The organism is Enterobacter sp. V89_11, assembly GCF_029967775.1.
Taxonomy (GTDB): domain Bacteria; phylum Pseudomonadota; class Gammaproteobacteria; order Enterobacterales; family Enterobacteriaceae; genus Enterobacter; species Enterobacter ludwigii.
Map to the genome: position 1 here is coordinate 39,084 of NZ_JASCAN010000016.1, position 16,709 is coordinate 55,792.

Genomic DNA, 16,709 nt, shown 5'->3' on the forward strand with positions numbered 1-16,709 from the left:
GTTGCACGGTCAACACCCCTCTCCCCGTTGGGGAGAGGGGTAAGGCTTACAGCATTGAGATCACCCGCTTCAACAAGCGTATTCTCGGCGCAATCGACGCTTTATCCAGCCACTCCGCCGGGCTGTGGAACCCGGCACCGATCGGCCCCAGTCCGTCCAGGGTCGGAATGCCCAGCGCGGCGGTGTGGTTGGCATCACTGCCACCACCGACCGCCTGCCAGGTAATGGCTATTCCTTCCGCCTGACCTGCCGCTTCAACCTGCTGCATCAGCGCCTGCGTGGCTTTACTCGCTGCCATCGCCGGTTTGTGGTTCACGCGCGTCAGCGAGGTCGTGACGCCCTCTAAAAAGCCTTTTTCACACAATGCCTCCAGCGCCTGGTTCACCCGGCTGTACTCATCGTTTTCCCAGAAACGCACGTCCAGCTCGGCAACGGCTTTATCGGCCACCACGTTTGCCGCGCTGCCGCCGTGGATCGCGCCGACGTTGAGCGTGGTGCCACGTTCCTGGTCGGTCAGGGCATTAATGGCAATAATGCTGTTTGCCAGGGCGGTTATCGCCGAGCGGCCTTTCTCCGGTTCGTTACCTGCGTGTGCCGCCACGCCGCTGAACGTCAGGTGATAGCCCGCCATCCCTTTGCGAGCTTTCACCAGCGAACCGTCGGCGCGCGCGGCTTCGCATACCAGCACGCAGCGGGCGCGTTTTGCCAGTTCGCCAATCCATTCGTGTGAATAGACGGAGCCGGTCTCCTCGTCGGGATTCATGGCGATCGCAATGGCCAGACGATCGTGGTCGGCTGCGTCCAGCTCACGCATCGCCCACAAGATATTCAGCAGACCGCTCTTCATATCCGATACGCCAGGGCCATAAAGACGGGTGGCGTCCTCGCTCAGCGGGCGCTCGGCGACGGTGCCGGGGGCAAATACCGTATCAAGATGGCCGACCAGCAGAACGTCGAACTGTGCCGCCTGTGGCTTATTACTGACGAATACGCCCGGGCCGACCTTGTCGCCCAGATTGACCCGTTCGGTGTGCCAGCCTTCGCGCTGCCAGAGCGTTTCAATAATGCCAGCCACGGTTTCGACGCCTGCGACAGTACGGGTGCCGCAGTCCACGTTCACCAGGGTTTTCAGCTCTTCAATATAATGGTCAAGGTTCATAATAACGTCCTGTTCAGAGAATAATGCGCATCAGCAGCATGGCTAAGAAGGCGTTGATGACCGAAATGGCAATCATCAGCGGAATACGTTTAGCGCGGGTGCCGATCACACCCAGAATGCGGCCGAGATACTGCACCTGTGAGCCCATCAGATAGATAGCAGGTGCCAGAATCGCCAGGTGCTCGCCGGTAATAATGCCTTTATCAAACAGGCCGATCGCCACGCCGATCCCACCGCCCATCGACATCCAGCCGCCAATCAGCACGGCAGCCGCTTCACCCGGCAGGCCAAACAGGCCCATCAGCGGGGAGAAGATCATCCCCAGCCCTTTCAGTGCCCCGGTAATTTCCAGCGCCTTGATGATGATAAAAGCCATGACCACGTTGGGCAGGGTGCTGCCGGTGGCAATACTCCAGCCCTTGCGTGCGCCTTCGACAAACACATCGGTAATCACGGGATGAGATTGTGGGGCACTCATACGGTCTCTCCTTGTGTCGGTTGTTGCTCAGGGGCATCTTTGCCGATGACGGTCAGGATCAGGCGCAGCAGATTCGCGCCGACAATCTTCATGATGAACATCACGGCGATGCAGGCACCAATGGAGGTTGGTACCGCGGCCGTCCCGTCAACGGCGACCAGGGTAAAGAGGATGGCACCAGAGGAGAAAAAGTTGGTGATCATCGCCCCGGCGGAGAACTGGAACATGGCGAAAACGTCTTTCTCTTTTTCGCTAATCTGCCCTTCATCGGACAGGTTGCGGGTGAGGGATGCACCCACATCGGTGCTCTGCAGGCTGCCAATCAACGCCAGCCCGGTGGTGCCTGGAATACCCAGCAGCGGGCGCAGCAGCGGCGTTAACAGCTTACGTGCCGCACGCAGCGCACCATAGTGCTCCAGCACGTTGATCATCCCGAGGGCAAACATCACGGCCGGAATTAAACCGAGCGCAAAGAGAAACCCGTCCATTGCGCCACTGCCGCCGGTACCGCGGAAGGCGCTGGTGGCGGTGGTCAGGGTGCCGTCTTCAAGACTGGCCTTGCTGACCACCTTGCCAAACGCACCGTTGAGGGTGGTGAAATCAAACACGCCGTACCACTCTTTTCCGCCCAGCAGGCCAGAGAAGAAAACGGCTGCGAATGCCAGCGCAACGTACGCGCCGGGCCCGACCTTGAGATCCTGAGGTACTGAACTGTTCATATCCTTTTCCTTGTATGCACGCGATTGCGCAGGGTCATTCTGGCGAGGTTTTGAGCAAAAAAAATGATACAAATCATTTCGTAAGGCGGTGTCGGGACGAAAAAGGCAAAAGTGTGACCCGTGGCGGCAGGGGTGTTTCAGCGGAAGGTGATCGGCTTAACAATGTGGTGTAAATGTCTGGTTTGACCACGCATTATTGCGTTTCAAAGTTGTTAAATTTTGAGCGTTGTTCTAGAAACAAAATGTAACATCTCACTGTTTCACAACAACGGACAACAACTATGAACAACTCAGGGAAATACCTTACGTGGGCAGGGCTCTCCGTTGTGGGAGCATTTGCCCTGGGCTATATCGCCCTCAACCGGGGGGAACAGATCAACGCGCTGTGGATCGTTGTCGCCTCGGTCTGTATTTATCTGATCGCGTACCGTTTTTATGGCCGCTATATCGCGAAGACGGTGTTAGGGGTCGACGGCACGCGCATGACGCCTGCGGTTCGTCATAACGACGGTCTGGACTATGTGCCTACCGACAAGAAAGTGCTGTTCGGTCACCATTTTGCGGCGATTGCCGGCGCGGGCCCGCTGGTGGGGCCAGTCCTGGCGGCGCAGATGGGCTATCTGCCGGGGATGATCTGGATCCTCGCGGGCGTCGTGCTGGCCGGTGCGGTGCAGGACTTTATGGTGCTGTTCGTCTCCACCCGCCGCGACGGACGTTCGCTCGGTGAGCTGGTGAAAGAGGAGATGGGAGCCACGGCCGGGGTGATCGCCCTGATCGCGACCTTTATGATCATGGTGATCATCCTCGCGGTGCTGGCAATGATCGTGGTGAAAGCGCTGACCCACAGTCCGTGGGGAACCTATACCGTGGCCTTTACCATTCCGCTGGCGCTGTTTATGGGGATCTACATTCGCTACCTGCGTCCGGGACGCATTGGTGAAGTGTCGGTCATCGGCCTGGTCTTTCTGGTGTTTGCCATTATCTCCGGCGGCTGGGTGGCTGAGAGCCCGACGTGGGCGCCGTTCTTCGATTTCACCGGCGTACAGCTGACGTGGATGCTGGTAGGGTACGGATTTGTGGCGGCGGTGCTACCGGTGTGGCTGCTGCTGGCCCCGCGCGATTACCTCTCCACCTTCCTGAAAATCGGCACGATTGTGGGGCTGGCAATCGGCATTTTGATTATGCGCCCGACGCTGACCATGCCTGCGCTGACCAAATTTATTGATGGCACCGGCCCGGTCTGGACCGGCAACCTGTTCCCGTTCCTGTTTATCACCATCGCCTGTGGCGCGGTATCTGGCTTCCACGCGCTGATTGCCTCCGGTACCACGCCGAAAATGCTCGCCAATGAGAATCAGGCCTGTCTGATTGGCTACGGCGGCATGCTGATGGAATCGTTCGTGGCGATAATGGCGCTTGTCTCGGCCTGTATTATCGACCCGGGCGTTTACTTCGCGATGAACAGCCCAATGGCGCTGCTGGCACCGGCCGGCACCGTTGACGTGGTGGCGTCTGCCGCGCAGGTGGTAAGCGGCTGGGGCTTTGCCATTACCCCTGACACGTTGACCCATATCGCCAGTGAAGTGGGCGAGCAGTCAATTATTTCCCGTGCGGGGGGCGCGCCAACGCTGGCGGTGGGCATGGCGTATATTCTGCACGGCGCGCTGGGCGGGCTGATGGACGTGTCGTTCTGGTATCACTTCGCCATTCTGTTTGAAGCGCTGTTTATTCTGACGGCGGTGGATGCAGGAACGCGTGCGGCACGCTTTATGCTGCAGGATCTGCTGGGGGTGATCTCACCGAATCTGAAACGTACCGATTCATTACCGGCGAACCTGCTGGCAACGGCGCTGTGTGTACTGGCGTGGGGATATTTCCTCCATCAGGGCGTCGTCGATCCGCTGGGGGGGATTAACACCCTGTGGCCGCTGTTTGGTATTGCCAACCAGATGCTGGCGGGCATGGCGCTGATGCTCTGTGCGGTAGTGTTGTTCAAGATGAAGCGTCAGCGTTATGCGTGGGTGGCGTTACTGCCAACCGCATGGCTGCTGATTTGTACCCTGACGGCAGGCTGGCAGAAAGCCTTCAGCCCGGACAACAAGGTGGGCTTCCTGGCTATCGCCAACAAGTTCCAGGCGATGATCGACAGCGGTAAGATCCCGGCGCAATATACGGAATCGCAGTTGTCGCAGCTGGTGTTTAACAACCGTCTGGACGCCGGACTGACCATCTTCTTTATGGTGGTGGTTGTGGTGCTGGCGTTGTATTCTCTGAAGACTGCACTGGCGGCGCTGAAAGAAGACAAGCCGACGGCAAAAGAGACACCGTATGAGCCAATGCCTGAGAACCTGGAAGAGATTGTGACCCAGGCGAAAGGGGCGCATTAATCGCTCAACCTCACCCTCTCCCCGCCGGGGAGAGGGGATAAAAGACGAGACATCCACTATGTTCGACACCCTCTCCAAAGCAGGAAAATACCTGGGCCAGGCCGCCAAAATGATGATCGGCGTACCGGATTACGACAACTACGTCGAGCATATGCGCGTCAACCACCCTGACCAGACGCCAATGACCTATGAAGCTTTCTTCCGCGACCGCCAGGACGCCCGCTACGGCGGCAAGGGCGGCGCGAAGTGCTGTTAACCCTCTTTCGGTAAACAAAGGCTGATCTGCTTTTGTTTACATTCAACATGCGATCAGGCGTTTAACCCGCCATCGACATCCAGTCCCGTGCCGGATATTTGTCCGGCGGCAGGACTGGCCAGGAAGGTGACCGCGGCGGCGATGTCTTCCGGCTGGCCGTAATGTCCCACCGCAATCATCTGGCGCTGAGATTCAGCCTGTTCTCCATCCTCCGGGTTCATATCGCTGTTTGTCGGGCCAGGATGCACAAGGTTCACGGTAATGCCGCGCGGGCCGAGATCGCGAGCCAGACCCCGGGTAAGGGAGTTGAGTGCAGATTTGGTCATCGAATAGACGGCAATACCTGGCATCGCCACACGGTTTGCCAGACAACTGCCGATGTTGATAATGCGCCCGCCGTCAGACATATGCACCAGCGCTTCCTGAATGGCGATCACCACGCCCCGGATATTGACGTTAATCAGGGCGTCAATATCCGCCAGCGTCATGGACTCCAGCGGACCGCCGCGTGCGATCCCGGCGTTGTTGACCAGAATATCCAGCCCGCCCAGGGAGCGTGCCGCATGGGTAACCGCATCCTGAATGGCCTGTGCGCTGGCGCTGTCGGCCTGAATCGCCTCGCTGTGGCGCCCAAGCGCCTTTATCTCTTCGGCGACCGCCTGGGCTTTGTCGGCGGATTTTTCATACGTAATAACCACATCGGCACCGGCGCGTGCCAGTGAAAGTGCGATGGCACGACCCAACCCACGGCTGGCGCCGGTAACCAGCGCCTTCTTACCTGTTAAATCGATCTGCATGATGACCTCGTTGCGAGAGTGATGAGAATCATCATTAGGTATAGTCGGTCGGAACGATTAATGGCTGAAGGATTCCACTTTCTCAAACGCGGCGCGCAGAACCGCAGGGGTGAGCGCGACCGGCAAATAGTGGATAGATTCCACCGGGCGCAGCGTATGGGCAATGACCTTGTCCAGCTCGTCGCGGTTGTTGATATCCACCTCCAGTTCGCGAAGCGTGGTGGGCAGGGTAAAGCGCTGATAGGCCGCCACCAGCTCGGCCAGCACGTCATCCTGGCCGAGCAGCGCACTTTGCACCAGGATGCCGTAGGCCACTTTGGTACCGTGCAGGTATTTTTCCGTTTGCGGCAAAACGGTTAAACCGTTGTGCACCGCATGCGCGGCCGCCACGCGGGTATAGCGCTCGCCCAGACCGCCCACCATTCCGCCCCCGGCAATAATGGCATCCACAACGTCCCTGAACGCCTGCGTCGCTTCGCCACGCTGCTGGTCGGCCAGCGCCTCTTCGCTACGGGAAAGCAGCACGTCGCGGATCGCCAGCGCGCCGTTGATCCCCAGGCGTACGGTCAAAGGCAGGTGTTCGGGTTGTGGGGCCAGGACCACCGCTTCATACCACTTCGCCAGCGTATCGCCGATGCCTGCCAGCAGGTACTCCGCTGGGGCATTGAGGATAATGTGCGGTTCCACCAGCACCAGGAAGTTAGCATCGTCGAACACCTCAAACTGCAGCGCCTGACCGGCATCGTTATACCAGACGGAGAGCGGCGTCCAGGCGGCGCAGGTGGCGGCGATGGTGGGAATAGCCACCACCGGCACGCCGAGACGGCGCGCCACCGCTTTGGCGGTATCAAGCAGTGCGCCACCGCCGACACCAATCACCACGCTGGCGTTATTGCCAGACGCCGTCACCAGATCGGTGACGTCACGTTCGCTGCAGTGCCCTTTAAAGCGCAGATGTTTCGCCCCCGGTGTGTGAAAGCTTTCCGGCAGGAAAGGGCGCGCGCCTTCAATGGCGCGTTCGCCATAAATCCACACCGCGCGGGAGAGCTGTTCCGGCGTAAAGAATTCATTCAGGTGCGCAAGGCTTCCCGGATGCGAGAAATAGTTCGCCGGGCCTGGCACGACGCGGATATCGGTGTTGCTCATGTGTTGTCCTTTTTTTTAGCAAGCGCTAACCCGATGTTATGTCTGGACATCCGGATGGCTAATAATATTTCGCTTTATCTTATGCCTTTTCCGTCGTTGTCAGTCAACCGGAGCTGTGAAAAATTCGATAAATCACAATATGAAAGAAGGATTTAACGCGGATGGTTTCCAGTCGCCTTGAGATGCGCGGTATCAGCCTGGCCTTTTCCGGCTTTCAGGCATTGTCGCGCGTGGATTTGACGTTAATGGGCGGCTCCGTGCATGCGCTGACCGGCGCAAACGGCGCGGGGAAATCGACGCTGATGGCGGTGCTGTGCGGCACTTACGATCGCTACGAAGGTGAGATCTGCATTAATAACCAGCCGGTGACGATCCGCGAGCCGCTTGATGCCAAACGGCTGGGTATCCACCTGGTGCAGCAGGAAGTGGACGTCGCGCTGATACCAGGGCTGAGCATTGCCGAAAACATCATGCTCGATCAGCTCGCACAGCCGGGACATCGCTATCGCTGGCGCGCAATCCGCCAGCAGGCGAAACAGGCGCTGGCGCAGCTGGGTATCGCTCTGGATGTGCGACGCATCGTCGACACCTGCACGCTGGCAGAAAAGCAGCAGATTTTGCTGGCGCGGGCGCTCTCACACCACTGCCGTTTTCTGATTCTGGATGAACCGACCGCGCCGCTGGATAGCCATGAAAGCGAACGGCTTTTCGCCGTAGTGAGACGTCTGCAAAAGCAGGGGATTGGCGTGGTGTTTATCTCTCACCGTATTCACGAACTGAACGCTATTTGCGACACCTTAACCGTGCTGCGGGACGGCAAGCTGATTGAATCCGGCCCGATGGCGAACCTCAGTGGTGACGAAATCGTTGAGAAGATGCTTGGCCATGAGCTTAACGATATCTATCCGCCGGTCCGTCCTGCGCACAGTGACGAGACATTACTGCGCGTGGAAGGGCTGCACGATGACGCGCTGTTGAAAGATATCTCCCTGCACCTGCGAAAAGGCGAAATTCTGGGCATTGCCGGGCTGGCGGGAGCGGGCAAAACGGAACTCTGCAAGGCGCTGTTTGGGGCCAGCAAAAGCCGTGTAGCGCGTGGTGAGCTAAATCATCAGCCCTGGCAGCCGCGCGATCCGGCGGATTCGGTATTGCGCGGTCTGGCGCTGGTACCGGAGGAGCGGCGCAAAGAGGGCATTTTTATTGATGAACCGGTGAGCATGAACCTGGCGGTCACCGCGGATAACAGCTTCTCGCGCTGGAGCCTGTTCGGCCACCGTCAGGCGTGGCGCTGGGCGGAAGAGGTGATTGCCCGCGTCGGCGTGCGTGCGCGTGGGCCGGGGCAGGTGCTGCGTCGTCTGTCGGGGGGCAACCAGCAGAAGATTGCCATCGGCAAGTGGCTGCGCAACGACGCCAGCGTGTTGATTTTCGATGAGCCGACCAAAGGCGTCGATGTCAAAGCGAAAACCGATCTGTTCCAGTTAATTGACGGCCTGGCGCGCGAGGGCAAAGGGGTGATTTACGCCTCCGGTGAGTTCGCTGAACTGGTGGGGCTGTGCGATCGCATTTGCGTGCTGTGGGACGGACGTATCGTGGCGGAAATCGCCGGGGCTGAGGCCCACGAAGAGACACTACTTTATTATTCAACCGGAGGAACGGCGTCGTGAGCAAGGCCCTTTCAGTGACGGCGGCGGCGTCTGGCCGTCAGCAAATTTTTGATTTTCTCTACAAGTGGGGCATGTTGCTGACCGTGGTGGCGCTGGTGGCCATCTTTGGCCTGGCGTCGGACAACTTCCTCGATCCGAACAACATTATCAATATCCTGCGCTCAATTGCCATCGTGACGGTGATTGCTATCGGGGTGTCAATTTCGCTGACCATCGGCGGGTTTGACCTGTCGGTTGGTTCAACGGCATCGCTGGCTAACGCGCTGGTGGTGTCACTGTTCGTCTGGTACGGCTTCGGCACCACCGAATCGATACTGATTACCCTGGCGCTTTGTACTCTGGTTGGCCTGTTTAACGCGTTTCTGATTGTCATCCTGCGGATCCCGGACATGCTTGCCACGCTTGCCAGCCTGTTTGTTATCCAGGGCGTGGCGATGACCTACAGCTACGGTGGGTCAATTACCGAAAACATGGTGCTGCCGAGCGGCGACATGGCTGAAGGGACCATTCCGGCGGCATTCAGCCTGCTGGGACAGGTGCCGACTATCGTGATCATCATGCTGGTGGTGACGATCCTCGCACAGCTGGGGCTGTCACTGACCACCCACGGACGACGCATGTATGCCATCGGCGGTAATCCGGAGGCGGCACGTCTCTCCGGTATTCGCACCACGCGCTACAAGGTGGCGGCCTACGTGATTGCCTCTCTGCTCGCCGGATTAGGCGGCATTTTACTGGCCTCGCGGATTGGCTCGTCACAGGTGAATGCGGGCGGCGGCTATCTGATGGATGCGGTTGCGGCGGCGTGGATTGGCTTCTCGCTCGCCGGGTCCGGAAAACCGAACGCGCTGGGTACGCTCGTCGGGGCAGTCATTCTTGGCGTGCTGTCGAACGGTCTGGTGATGCTTTCCGTACCCTATTACGCGATGGACATTATAAAAGGGCTGGTGCTCGCCGTGGCGCTGGCGATTACCTACATACAAAAACGCTAACGATTGATCACAACACAACGGGAAAACAGAATGAAAAAAATCACCCTCTCTCTGGTGGCATTAGGGTTACTGACGTCGCTGCCAGGCCTTGCGGCAACCCCCGCACCGCTTCCGCCCGCCATTGCAAATCATGACGGCCCCATCCGCATTGCGGTGATCCGTAACCTCGGCTCTGACGACAACACCACGCAGTTTGTCGCCGGTGCCATTCAGGAGGGCAAAAAGCTCGGCTTTAAGGTCAGCACCTTTTTGAGCAATGGCGACGACGCCAAATTCCAGGACTTCGTTAATCAGGCGATCAGCCAGAAATATGACGGGATTATCCTCTCTCAGGGGCGCGACCCCTATGCGACCGCGCTGGTGAAAAAAGCCGTCGATGCCGGCATTAAAGTGTCGGTGTTTGATACCGCCGTTCAGGGCGACATTCCCGGGGTGACCGTGACCCAGCAGGATGATGCTTCCCTGACCCATCTCTCCTTCGGCCAGCTGGCGAAAGATTTCAACGGTAAAGCCAACATCGTGAAGCTGTGGGTTGCCGGTTTCCCGCCGATGGAACGTCGTCAGGCAGCCTATAAAGCGCTGCAGAAGCAGTATCCGGACATTAAAGAGCTGGAGTCTATCGGTGCCGTTTCGTCTGACGTGCAGGGAGATACCGCGAATAAAGTGGGCGCTATTCTGGCGAAATACCCGAAAGGCAAAATTGACGCCATCTGGGGAACCTGGGATGCCTTCAGCCAGGGGGCCTACAAAGCCCTGAAAGAGAATGGCCGCACCGAAATCAAACTCTACAGCATCGATATCTCAAACCAGGATCTTCAGCTGATGCGCGAGCCAGGCAGCCCATGGAAAGTGAGCGTGGCGGTGGATCCGAAGCTGATTGGTGCAACCAACGTACGTCTGATTGCCAACAAGATTGCCGGTGAAACCACACCCGCCACGTATGATTTCAAAGCGGCGGCGATCCCGCAGGCGCTGCTGACCGCCCAGCCAGGCGCAGTGAACGTGGCGTCGCTGGGGAAAATCATTCCAGGCTGGGGTCAGACAGAAGATTTTATCGCCCCGTGGTTTGCGACGCTTGAAGCGAAACATCAATGAGTGTGCTTCCCACGCCTGAATACAGCCGCAATATGCGGCTGATTGGCCATAGCGACCAGGGCGGTCGCCCGGACGGCGTGCAGCTGATGGTGCATCGCGGTTTCGCGTACATCGGGCATATGGTCTCGCAGGGCTTTTCCATTGTGGACGTGCGCGACCCGAAACATCCCAAACCGGCAGGCTATATGCCCGCGCCGCCCGGCACCTGGAACGTTCATCTTCAGGTGCACGACGATCTCCTGCTGGTCATTAACGCGCGAGACTTGTTCGCGGATGCCCGTTTCGCTGACGAAAAGGTCTACTACACCCGTCAGGTAGGGGAAACCGTACGCGACGTGCAGGACAAGGGCTGGAGCGCCGGGTTGCGGGTGTTTGATATCTCCACCCCTGACAAACCGCGTGAGATCGGCTTTTTATCCCTGAGCGGCATCGGCATTCACCGTATCTGGTACGTCGGCGGGCGCTGGGCGTATGTTTCGGCGCTGATCGACGGCTTTACCGACTATATTTTCCTGACGATCGATCTGACCGACCCGCAAAAGCCTGAGGTGGCCGGGCGCTGGTGGCTGCCGGGGATGAACCAGGCCGACGGTGAGCAACCCAATTGGCCGGAAGGCAAACGCTACGCGCTGCACCACGCGATTATCGCCGGGGATACCGCTTACGGGAGCTGGCGCGACGGGGGACTGACGCTGCTGGACGTGAAGGATCGCACGCAGCCGAAGCTGATTAGCCATCGCAACTGGAGCCCGCCGTTTGGAGGTGGCACGCACACCGCGCTGCCATTGCCGGATCGTGACCTGCTGGTGGTGCTGGATGAAGCGGTACTGGATAACCAGGAGGACGGTGAGAAGTTCATCTGGCTGTTTGATATTCGCGAGCCGTCGAACCCGGTAAGTATTTCCACATTCCCGCAGCCGCAGGAGCGGGATTATGTGGCGAAAGGGGCGCATTTTGGTCCACACAACCTGCACGAGAACCGGCCGGGAAGCTTTGTCAGCTCTACGCTGATTTTTGCGACCTGGCAGAATGCGGGTGTGCGCGCGTTTGATATTTCCAATCCTTACCGTCCGGTTGAAACCGGTGCGCTGGTGCCGGCGGCGCCTGAGAGGATGATGGATACGCGGCCGAATCGACCGCAGGTGATCCAGTCATGCGATGTGTTTGTCGATGCGCAGGGCATTATCTACAGCACGGATTATAACGGTGGATTGTCGGTGATTGAGTATCTGGGGTAACGGCGCGCTGGTGTCTTTCTGACGGCCCTCTTCATCGGGAGAGGGCCGAGGCGTTTAACTGTACTGACGCACCCGCGCCACCAGATCTTCAGCGGTGTCGATACGGTCGGAAATCACAATCAGCGCCTTGCCAAGCGTAATCGCGTGGCGCAGGCATTCGTGGCGCATTGCTTCATCCTGAATGGTCTCGATATCCGCCACGTGCGACAGACCGACACTGCGGCGAATCAGCTCCGTGCCGCAGAATCCGATCGCGTCTTTCCAAACCTTTTTCAGGAATTCAGAGGCGTAGCCCGGGGCAGCAAGTGCCGCATCGCGCGTTTTCTCACTGGCCAGGATCTGGAAGCGCTCCGCGAAGGTGTTCCACAGCGTCTGAATGTCGGTCAGACGCTGTTCACGGGCCGCGGCGGCATCGCGAATACCCAGATGCCCCGGCAGGCCGCAGAAATTGAGCAGCAGGTTGCCGATGGCGGTGCCGACGTCAAAACCGATGGGACCGAAGTAGCCGAACTCTGCGTCGATGGCTTTCAGACTGCCGTCTGCCACGAAAATCGAGCCACTGTGAATATCGCCATGCAGCAGGGCTTCAGCGTGTGAGAAGAAGCGGTGCTTCAGCGAGGCCACGGCAATTTTTAACTGAGCGTCATCGCGCAGGGCGGCAACGTCTTTTTCCAGTTCAGCAGGGTAGTTGTTACGTTCGTGGACCTGGTACGGATCGTTGAAGAACAGATCTTCGGTGATCTCGCACATCTCCGGATTAATGAATTTCGCGACCTGCGCTTTCTTGTCATGCGGGTGCAGGTAAAAGTCGCTGGTATGGAACAGCGTGTGCGCGAGGTATTCACCCAGCTGACGCGCCGCCTGCGGGTAGTAGGTATTTTTGATCAGCTCCCCGCGCCAGATGGCATGGCTGGAGAGATCTTCCATCACCATCACCGCCAGTTCGGGGTCGAAGTGGTGGATTTTCACCGTGTGCTGCGGGCTGTGCTGGTAGTGTTCGACCAGCGTTTGCGCCTCCAGGCGGGCGCGATCCAGGGTCAGTGGCCAGGATTCGCCGACGCAGCGCACATACGGCAGCGCCTGCTTAACAACGATGCGGCTTACGCCCTCGGTATCGTAAATTTTGAACACCAGATTGAGGTTACCGTCGCCCACTTCCTGCGCCTCCACCAGCGATGAGGGATCATCAAGGCCGCCGAACTGCTTTGCATACTCCACGGCATCCTGGGCGGTAAAGGTACGGTATTGCGACATTGCCTGTTCCTCACTGGTTTAGCTAATAAAGACATTTAGACGTCTATACATCTGGATTTCATCCTGACACAATGTGCTACAACAACGCAACAGGGAATTAACGACATGCAGACATTACAGACGACCAGCCTGCGAGTGGCGGAGAATCAGTTATTTATTCTCGATCAGCAGGCGCTTCCTCAGGAGAAACGCTGGCTTGACGCCTCGACGGTAGAGGCGCTGGTCGGCCATATTCACGCCCTGCGCGTACGCGGAGCACCGCTGATTGGTCTCTCTGCAAGCCTGCTGCTGGCCCTTCTGGCGGAAAACGGCAAAAGCCGTGATGAACTGGCTGTGGCGCTGGAGACCCTGCGGGCATCCCGCCCGACGGCGGTGAACCTGATGAACAACCTCGACCGCATGAAGCTGGCTCTCTGGCAGGAGGATTTTGTGCCTGCGCTGGTGGCGGAAGCGCTGCGTCTGATTGATGAAGACAAGCAGCTGTGCGAGGCCATCGCGAATGCCGGCAGTACGCTGGTGAAACCCGGCAGCCGTCTGTTGACCCACTGCAATACCGGCGGGCTGGCGACGGCAGGGGTCGGCACCGCGCTCGGCGTGATTGCCCGCGCGCATCAGGAAGGACGCGTCAGCTCTGTCTGGGTGGATGAAACCCGCCCCCTGTTGCAGGGTGGAAGACTGACGGCATGGGAGCTCGGCGAGCTGGGCGTGCCGTATCAGCTGATCGCCGATTCCATGGCCGCCAGCCTGATGGCAAAAGGGCTGGTTGACGCGGTGTGGGTGGGCGCAGACCGTATTGCGGCCAACGGCGACGTGGCGAATAAAATTGGCACCTATTCTCTGGCAGTTCTGGCAACGTTCCACGGTATTCCGTTCTATGTCGCCGCCCCGCATACCACGCTTGACCCGGCGTGCCCGAACGGTGAGGCAATCCCCATTGAACAACGTGCGGCCAGCGAAGTGACGGGCGTGGCCGGGAGCTTTGGCGCGGTGCAGTGGGCTCCTGAAAACGCGCAGGTCTACAACCCGGCCTTTGACGTCACGCCAGCGGCATTGATAAGCGGTTGGGTGCTGGATACGGGCATCGTCACGCCGGAAGAGGTGGCAAAAGGGAAATTCGCCTGAGGACGACTATCCTTTAAGGGGTTCCCTTTAGGAGGACAGTCACGTGACGCTTGATCCTGATACAGACTTAAAACTGGAACGCGTGGTGGATGCCCCGCGCGATCTGCTGTGGCTCTGCTGGACGACACCCGAGCACATCAAAAACTTCTTCATTCCGGTTCCGCACAAAGTGACCGAGTGTGACCTTGACCTGCGCGTTGGCGGGCGGTTTAACACGGTGTTTGAGGTAGACGGGCAACGGATGGATAACCGGGGTGTGTTTCTCGAAATCGATCCCGGCAGGAAGCTGGTCTTTACCGACGGTTACACGGAAGGCTGGAAGCCCGCCGAAAAGCCGTTTATGACGGCCATTCTACTGCTGGATGATGTGGGGGAGGGCAAAACGCGTTATACCGCCATTGCTCGCCATCCAACGGCGGAAATCCGCGAGCAGCATGAACAGATGGGCTTCCACGAAGGGTGGGGCATTGTGCTGGACCAACTGGTGGCGTATACGAAGGGATTGAAACACTGACGTTTTTTCGCCCCCTCTCCCTGGAGGGAGAGGGGAAAAATCATGCCAGACGCGGATACGCATCCGCAATCGCATCGCCGGTGAACTGCGCAATCCACCCCTCGGGGTTATCAAAAATACGAATGGCGGTAAAGTTCGGCTCTGAGCCCATATCAAACCAGTGCGGCGTTCCGGCAGGCACGGAAATCAGGTCGTTTTTCTCACACAATACCTGACACACCTCGTCGCCAATGTGCAGGCAAAACAGCCCCGCACCCTCAACAAAGAAACGCACTTCATCTTCCCCGTGGGTATGCTCGTTCAGGAACTTTGCGCGCAGCGCCTCTTTTTGCGGGTTGTCGGCACGCAGGCTGATGACATCCCAGCTCTGATAACCTTTCTCTGCCACTAACGTGTCGATCGCATGCTGATAAGCCGCGATAACCGCATCGGGGGCAGGATCGCGGCCTAAGTCGCGGTCTGCGGCCCAGCGTTCAAAACGCACCCCTCTGGCGTTGAGCTGTTGGGCGATGTCGGCAGCGTCGGTGCTGTGCCAGCGAGGTTGACTGGAGTCTTTATCGGAATAAATGGTCAATGCGCTCATGAAGGGATCTGCTCCGGGTTAATCTCGTCGAACTGGTGTACCTGATGGTGATGGCTTGCACCGTCATCATCGCCGCGAATCAGCTGCAGGGTGCGAAAACCTGCCTGCTCAGCGGCGTCCAGCTCCTGATGTATATCCGACAGGAACAGGATCTGCGACGGGGGGATACCCGTTTGTGCCGCAATGTTCTGGTAAGACTGGACGTCGCGCTTGGCACCGATGTGGGTATCAAAATAGCCGCTGAACAGATGAGTAATATCACCTTCGTCGCTGTAGCCAAATAACAGTTTCTGCGCCGCGACGGAGCCTGAGGAATAAACATAGAGATCAATACCCTGCGCTTTCCATTTTTCCAGCGCAGGCAGTACGTCCGGGTAGAGGTGGCCGGTAAAATCGCCGTTAACGTAGCCGTCGTGCCAGATGATCCCCTGTAGCGCCTTCAACGCGGTTGACTTGCGGTCTTCATCCATAAACGTAAAAAGTGTGTCAATAAGATCGCTTACGCTGGCGTGCGGGTGGTTAATTTCATCACGCAGATTGTCCAGAATCGATTTGACCGGCTCGGCGTACTGCTGCGCGGTCACAAAGGCCGCCAGACGCTCACGCGCGTAGGGGAACAAAACATCATGGACAAAACGGATATCGCTGGTGGTCCCTTCAATATCCGTCACAATCGCGCGAATCATACTCTCTCCCAGTGTCGTAAACGCATTTCGCATTCAAATAAGAATTCCAGTCCTTCCAGATGACGGCGGGCCTCGGCCACATCGCGTCCCCAGCAGGTTAAGCCATGACCGCGCAGAAGAAAACCATAATTAAACGGGTGCGTCTGAGCGTATTCGGCAATGCGCACGGCGAGCGCGTCGATATCCTGGTCGTTATCAAACACCGGGATGGCGACCGTATCCAGATGCGTGCTCTGCCCGGAGAGGGATTTTTGCATCTCAAAGCCGGTGATCTTCAGCTCAGGCTCTTTGACCAGTCGCGACAAGACCGTGGCATTGACGGTATGGACGTGCAGAACCGCGTTGGCTTCGGGAAACAGACGATAGATGAGCGTGTGAAGCCCGGTTTCAGCCGACGGCGTGCGGCCAGAGGGTGCACGGTTGGTCGCAATCTCCACCTGCAGAAAATCGTCGGTGGTCAGGCTGCCTTTATCTTTACCGGATTCACTGAGCCAGCACAGATGCGCATCCTGACGCACGGACATGTTGCCGCCGGTCGCGGGAGCCCAGCCTTTGGCGCCGATCCAGCGGCAGGCGTCGACCAGGTATGTGAGTTGCAGGTTGTCGGTCATCTTCCTTT

General features: G+C 58.3%; 17 protein-coding genes. 8 read left to right on the top strand and 9 right to left on the bottom strand.

Features of this window, described 5'->3' with window-relative positions:
• Window positions 1-46: 46 nt before the first annotated feature.
• The 3 genes from QLG09_RS13740 to QLG09_RS13750 are packed head-to-tail and all read right to left on the bottom strand — an operon-like array spanning window position 47 to window position 2,356.
• Complete coding sequence (locus QLG09_RS13740) at window positions 47-1,159, bottom strand: M20 family metallopeptidase (RefSeq protein WP_049023510.1); 1,113 nt, start codon at window positions 1,157-1,159, stop codon at window positions 47-49.
• 13 nt (window positions 1,160-1,172) lie between these two features.
• Window positions 1,173-1,637 carry a YjiG family protein gene (locus tag QLG09_RS13745; RefSeq protein WP_014169076.1) on the bottom strand — a complete coding sequence of 155 codons (465 nt, stop codon included), beginning with the start codon at window positions 1,635-1,637 and terminating at the stop codon, window positions 1,173-1,175.
• Window positions 1,634-2,356 carry a nucleoside recognition domain-containing protein gene (locus QLG09_RS13750; protein WP_020885022.1) on the bottom strand — a complete coding sequence of 241 codons (723 nt, stop codon included), beginning with the start codon at window positions 2,354-2,356 and terminating at the stop codon, window positions 1,634-1,636. The genes QLG09_RS13745 and QLG09_RS13750 overlap by 4 nt, the downstream gene beginning before the upstream one ends.
• 281 nt (window positions 2,357-2,637) lie before the next feature.
• Here QLG09_RS13750 and cstA point away from each other — a divergent pair, with 281 nt between their 5' ends.
• Together cstA and QLG09_RS13760 are read left to right on the top strand one after the other, a co-directional pair.
• Window positions 2,638-4,743 (top strand): pyruvate/proton symporter CstA, encoded by a 2,106-nt coding sequence (gene cstA, locus QLG09_RS13755; RefSeq protein ID WP_014169078.1) that lies wholly within the window; start codon window positions 2,638-2,640, stop codon window positions 4,741-4,743.
• Between the two features lie 58 nt (window positions 4,744-4,801).
• Complete coding sequence (locus QLG09_RS13760) at window positions 4,802-4,999, top strand: YbdD/YjiX family protein (RefSeq protein ID WP_014169079.1); 198 nt, start codon at window positions 4,802-4,804, stop codon at window positions 4,997-4,999.
• A gap of 53 nt (window positions 5,000-5,052) precedes the next feature.
• On the opposite strand, the gene QLG09_RS13765 is transcribed toward QLG09_RS13760, so the two are convergent.
• Together QLG09_RS13765 and QLG09_RS13770 are read right to left on the bottom strand one after the other, a co-directional pair.
• Window positions 5,053-5,796 carry a 3-oxoacyl-ACP reductase family protein gene (locus QLG09_RS13765; protein ID WP_032681438.1) on the bottom strand — a complete coding sequence of 248 codons (744 nt, stop codon included), beginning with the start codon at window positions 5,794-5,796 and terminating at the stop codon, window positions 5,053-5,055.
• Between the two features lie 57 nt (window positions 5,797-5,853).
• Window positions 5,854-6,942, bottom strand: coding sequence for an oxidoreductase (locus tag QLG09_RS13770; RefSeq protein WP_049023511.1), 1,089 nt, complete (start codon window positions 6,940-6,942; stop codon window positions 5,854-5,856).
• 161 nt (window positions 6,943-7,103) lie between these two features.
• Here QLG09_RS13770 and QLG09_RS13775 point away from each other — a divergent pair, with 161 nt between their 5' ends.
• The 4 genes from QLG09_RS13775 to QLG09_RS13790 are packed head-to-tail and all read left to right on the top strand — an operon-like array spanning window position 7,104 to window position 11,931.
• Window positions 7,104-8,606, top strand: coding sequence for a sugar ABC transporter ATP-binding protein (locus QLG09_RS13775; protein ID WP_049023512.1), 1,503 nt, complete (start codon window positions 7,104-7,106; stop codon window positions 8,604-8,606).
• A complete protein-coding gene (locus QLG09_RS13780) occupies window positions 8,603-9,598 on the top strand; it encodes an ABC transporter permease (protein WP_025204689.1) in 996 nt (331 codons plus the stop codon). The genes QLG09_RS13775 and QLG09_RS13780 overlap by 4 nt, the downstream gene beginning before the upstream one ends.
• Before the next feature lie 30 nt (window positions 9,599-9,628).
• On the top strand, window positions 9,629-10,693 hold the full coding sequence (locus QLG09_RS13785; RefSeq protein ID WP_020885017.1) for a sugar ABC transporter substrate-binding protein: 1,065 nt from the start codon (window positions 9,629-9,631) through the stop codon (window positions 10,691-10,693).
• Window positions 10,690-11,931 carry an LVIVD repeat-containing protein gene (locus QLG09_RS13790; RefSeq protein ID WP_049023513.1) on the top strand — a complete coding sequence of 414 codons (1,242 nt, stop codon included), beginning with the start codon at window positions 10,690-10,692 and terminating at the stop codon, window positions 11,929-11,931. Before QLG09_RS13785 ends, QLG09_RS13790 begins: the two co-directional genes overlap by 4 nt.
• A 54-nt stretch (window positions 11,932-11,985) precedes the next feature.
• Here the strand turns inward: QLG09_RS13790 and mtnK are convergent, their stop codons facing one another.
• A complete protein-coding gene (gene mtnK / locus QLG09_RS13795; protein ID WP_049023514.1) occupies window positions 11,986-13,185 on the bottom strand; it encodes an S-methyl-5-thioribose kinase in 1,200 nt (399 codons plus the stop codon).
• Between the two features lie 105 nt (window positions 13,186-13,290).
• Between mtnK and mtnA the strand changes: the two genes are divergently transcribed.
• Complete coding sequence (mtnA, locus tag QLG09_RS13800) at window positions 13,291-14,307, top strand: S-methyl-5-thioribose-1-phosphate isomerase (RefSeq protein WP_025204686.1); 1,017 nt, start codon at window positions 13,291-13,293, stop codon at window positions 14,305-14,307.
• 43 nt (window positions 14,308-14,350) lie between these two features.
• Window positions 14,351-14,821 (top strand): SRPBCC family protein, encoded by a 471-nt coding sequence (locus QLG09_RS13805; protein ID WP_014169088.1) that lies wholly within the window; start codon window positions 14,351-14,353, stop codon window positions 14,819-14,821.
• 40 nt (window positions 14,822-14,861) lie between these two features.
• On the opposite strand, the gene QLG09_RS13810 is transcribed toward QLG09_RS13805, so the two are convergent.
• From QLG09_RS13810 to QLG09_RS13820, 3 genes are read right to left on the bottom strand one after another with little or no spacing between them, the layout of a single operon-like run.
• Entirely contained in the window at window positions 14,862-15,404 is a 543-nt protein-coding gene (locus QLG09_RS13810; protein WP_049023515.1) for an acireductone dioxygenase, read from the bottom strand.
• Window positions 15,401-16,090 carry an acireductone synthase gene (mtnC, locus tag QLG09_RS13815; protein WP_041162485.1) on the bottom strand — a complete coding sequence of 230 codons (690 nt, stop codon included), beginning with the start codon at window positions 16,088-16,090 and terminating at the stop codon, window positions 15,401-15,403. Before mtnC ends, QLG09_RS13810 begins: the two co-directional genes overlap by 4 nt.
• A complete protein-coding gene (locus QLG09_RS13820) occupies window positions 16,087-16,701 on the bottom strand; it encodes a methylthioribulose 1-phosphate dehydratase (protein ID WP_049023516.1) in 615 nt (204 codons plus the stop codon). The genes mtnC and QLG09_RS13820 overlap by 4 nt, the downstream gene beginning before the upstream one ends.
• Between the last annotated feature and the right edge of the window lie 8 nt (window positions 16,702-16,709).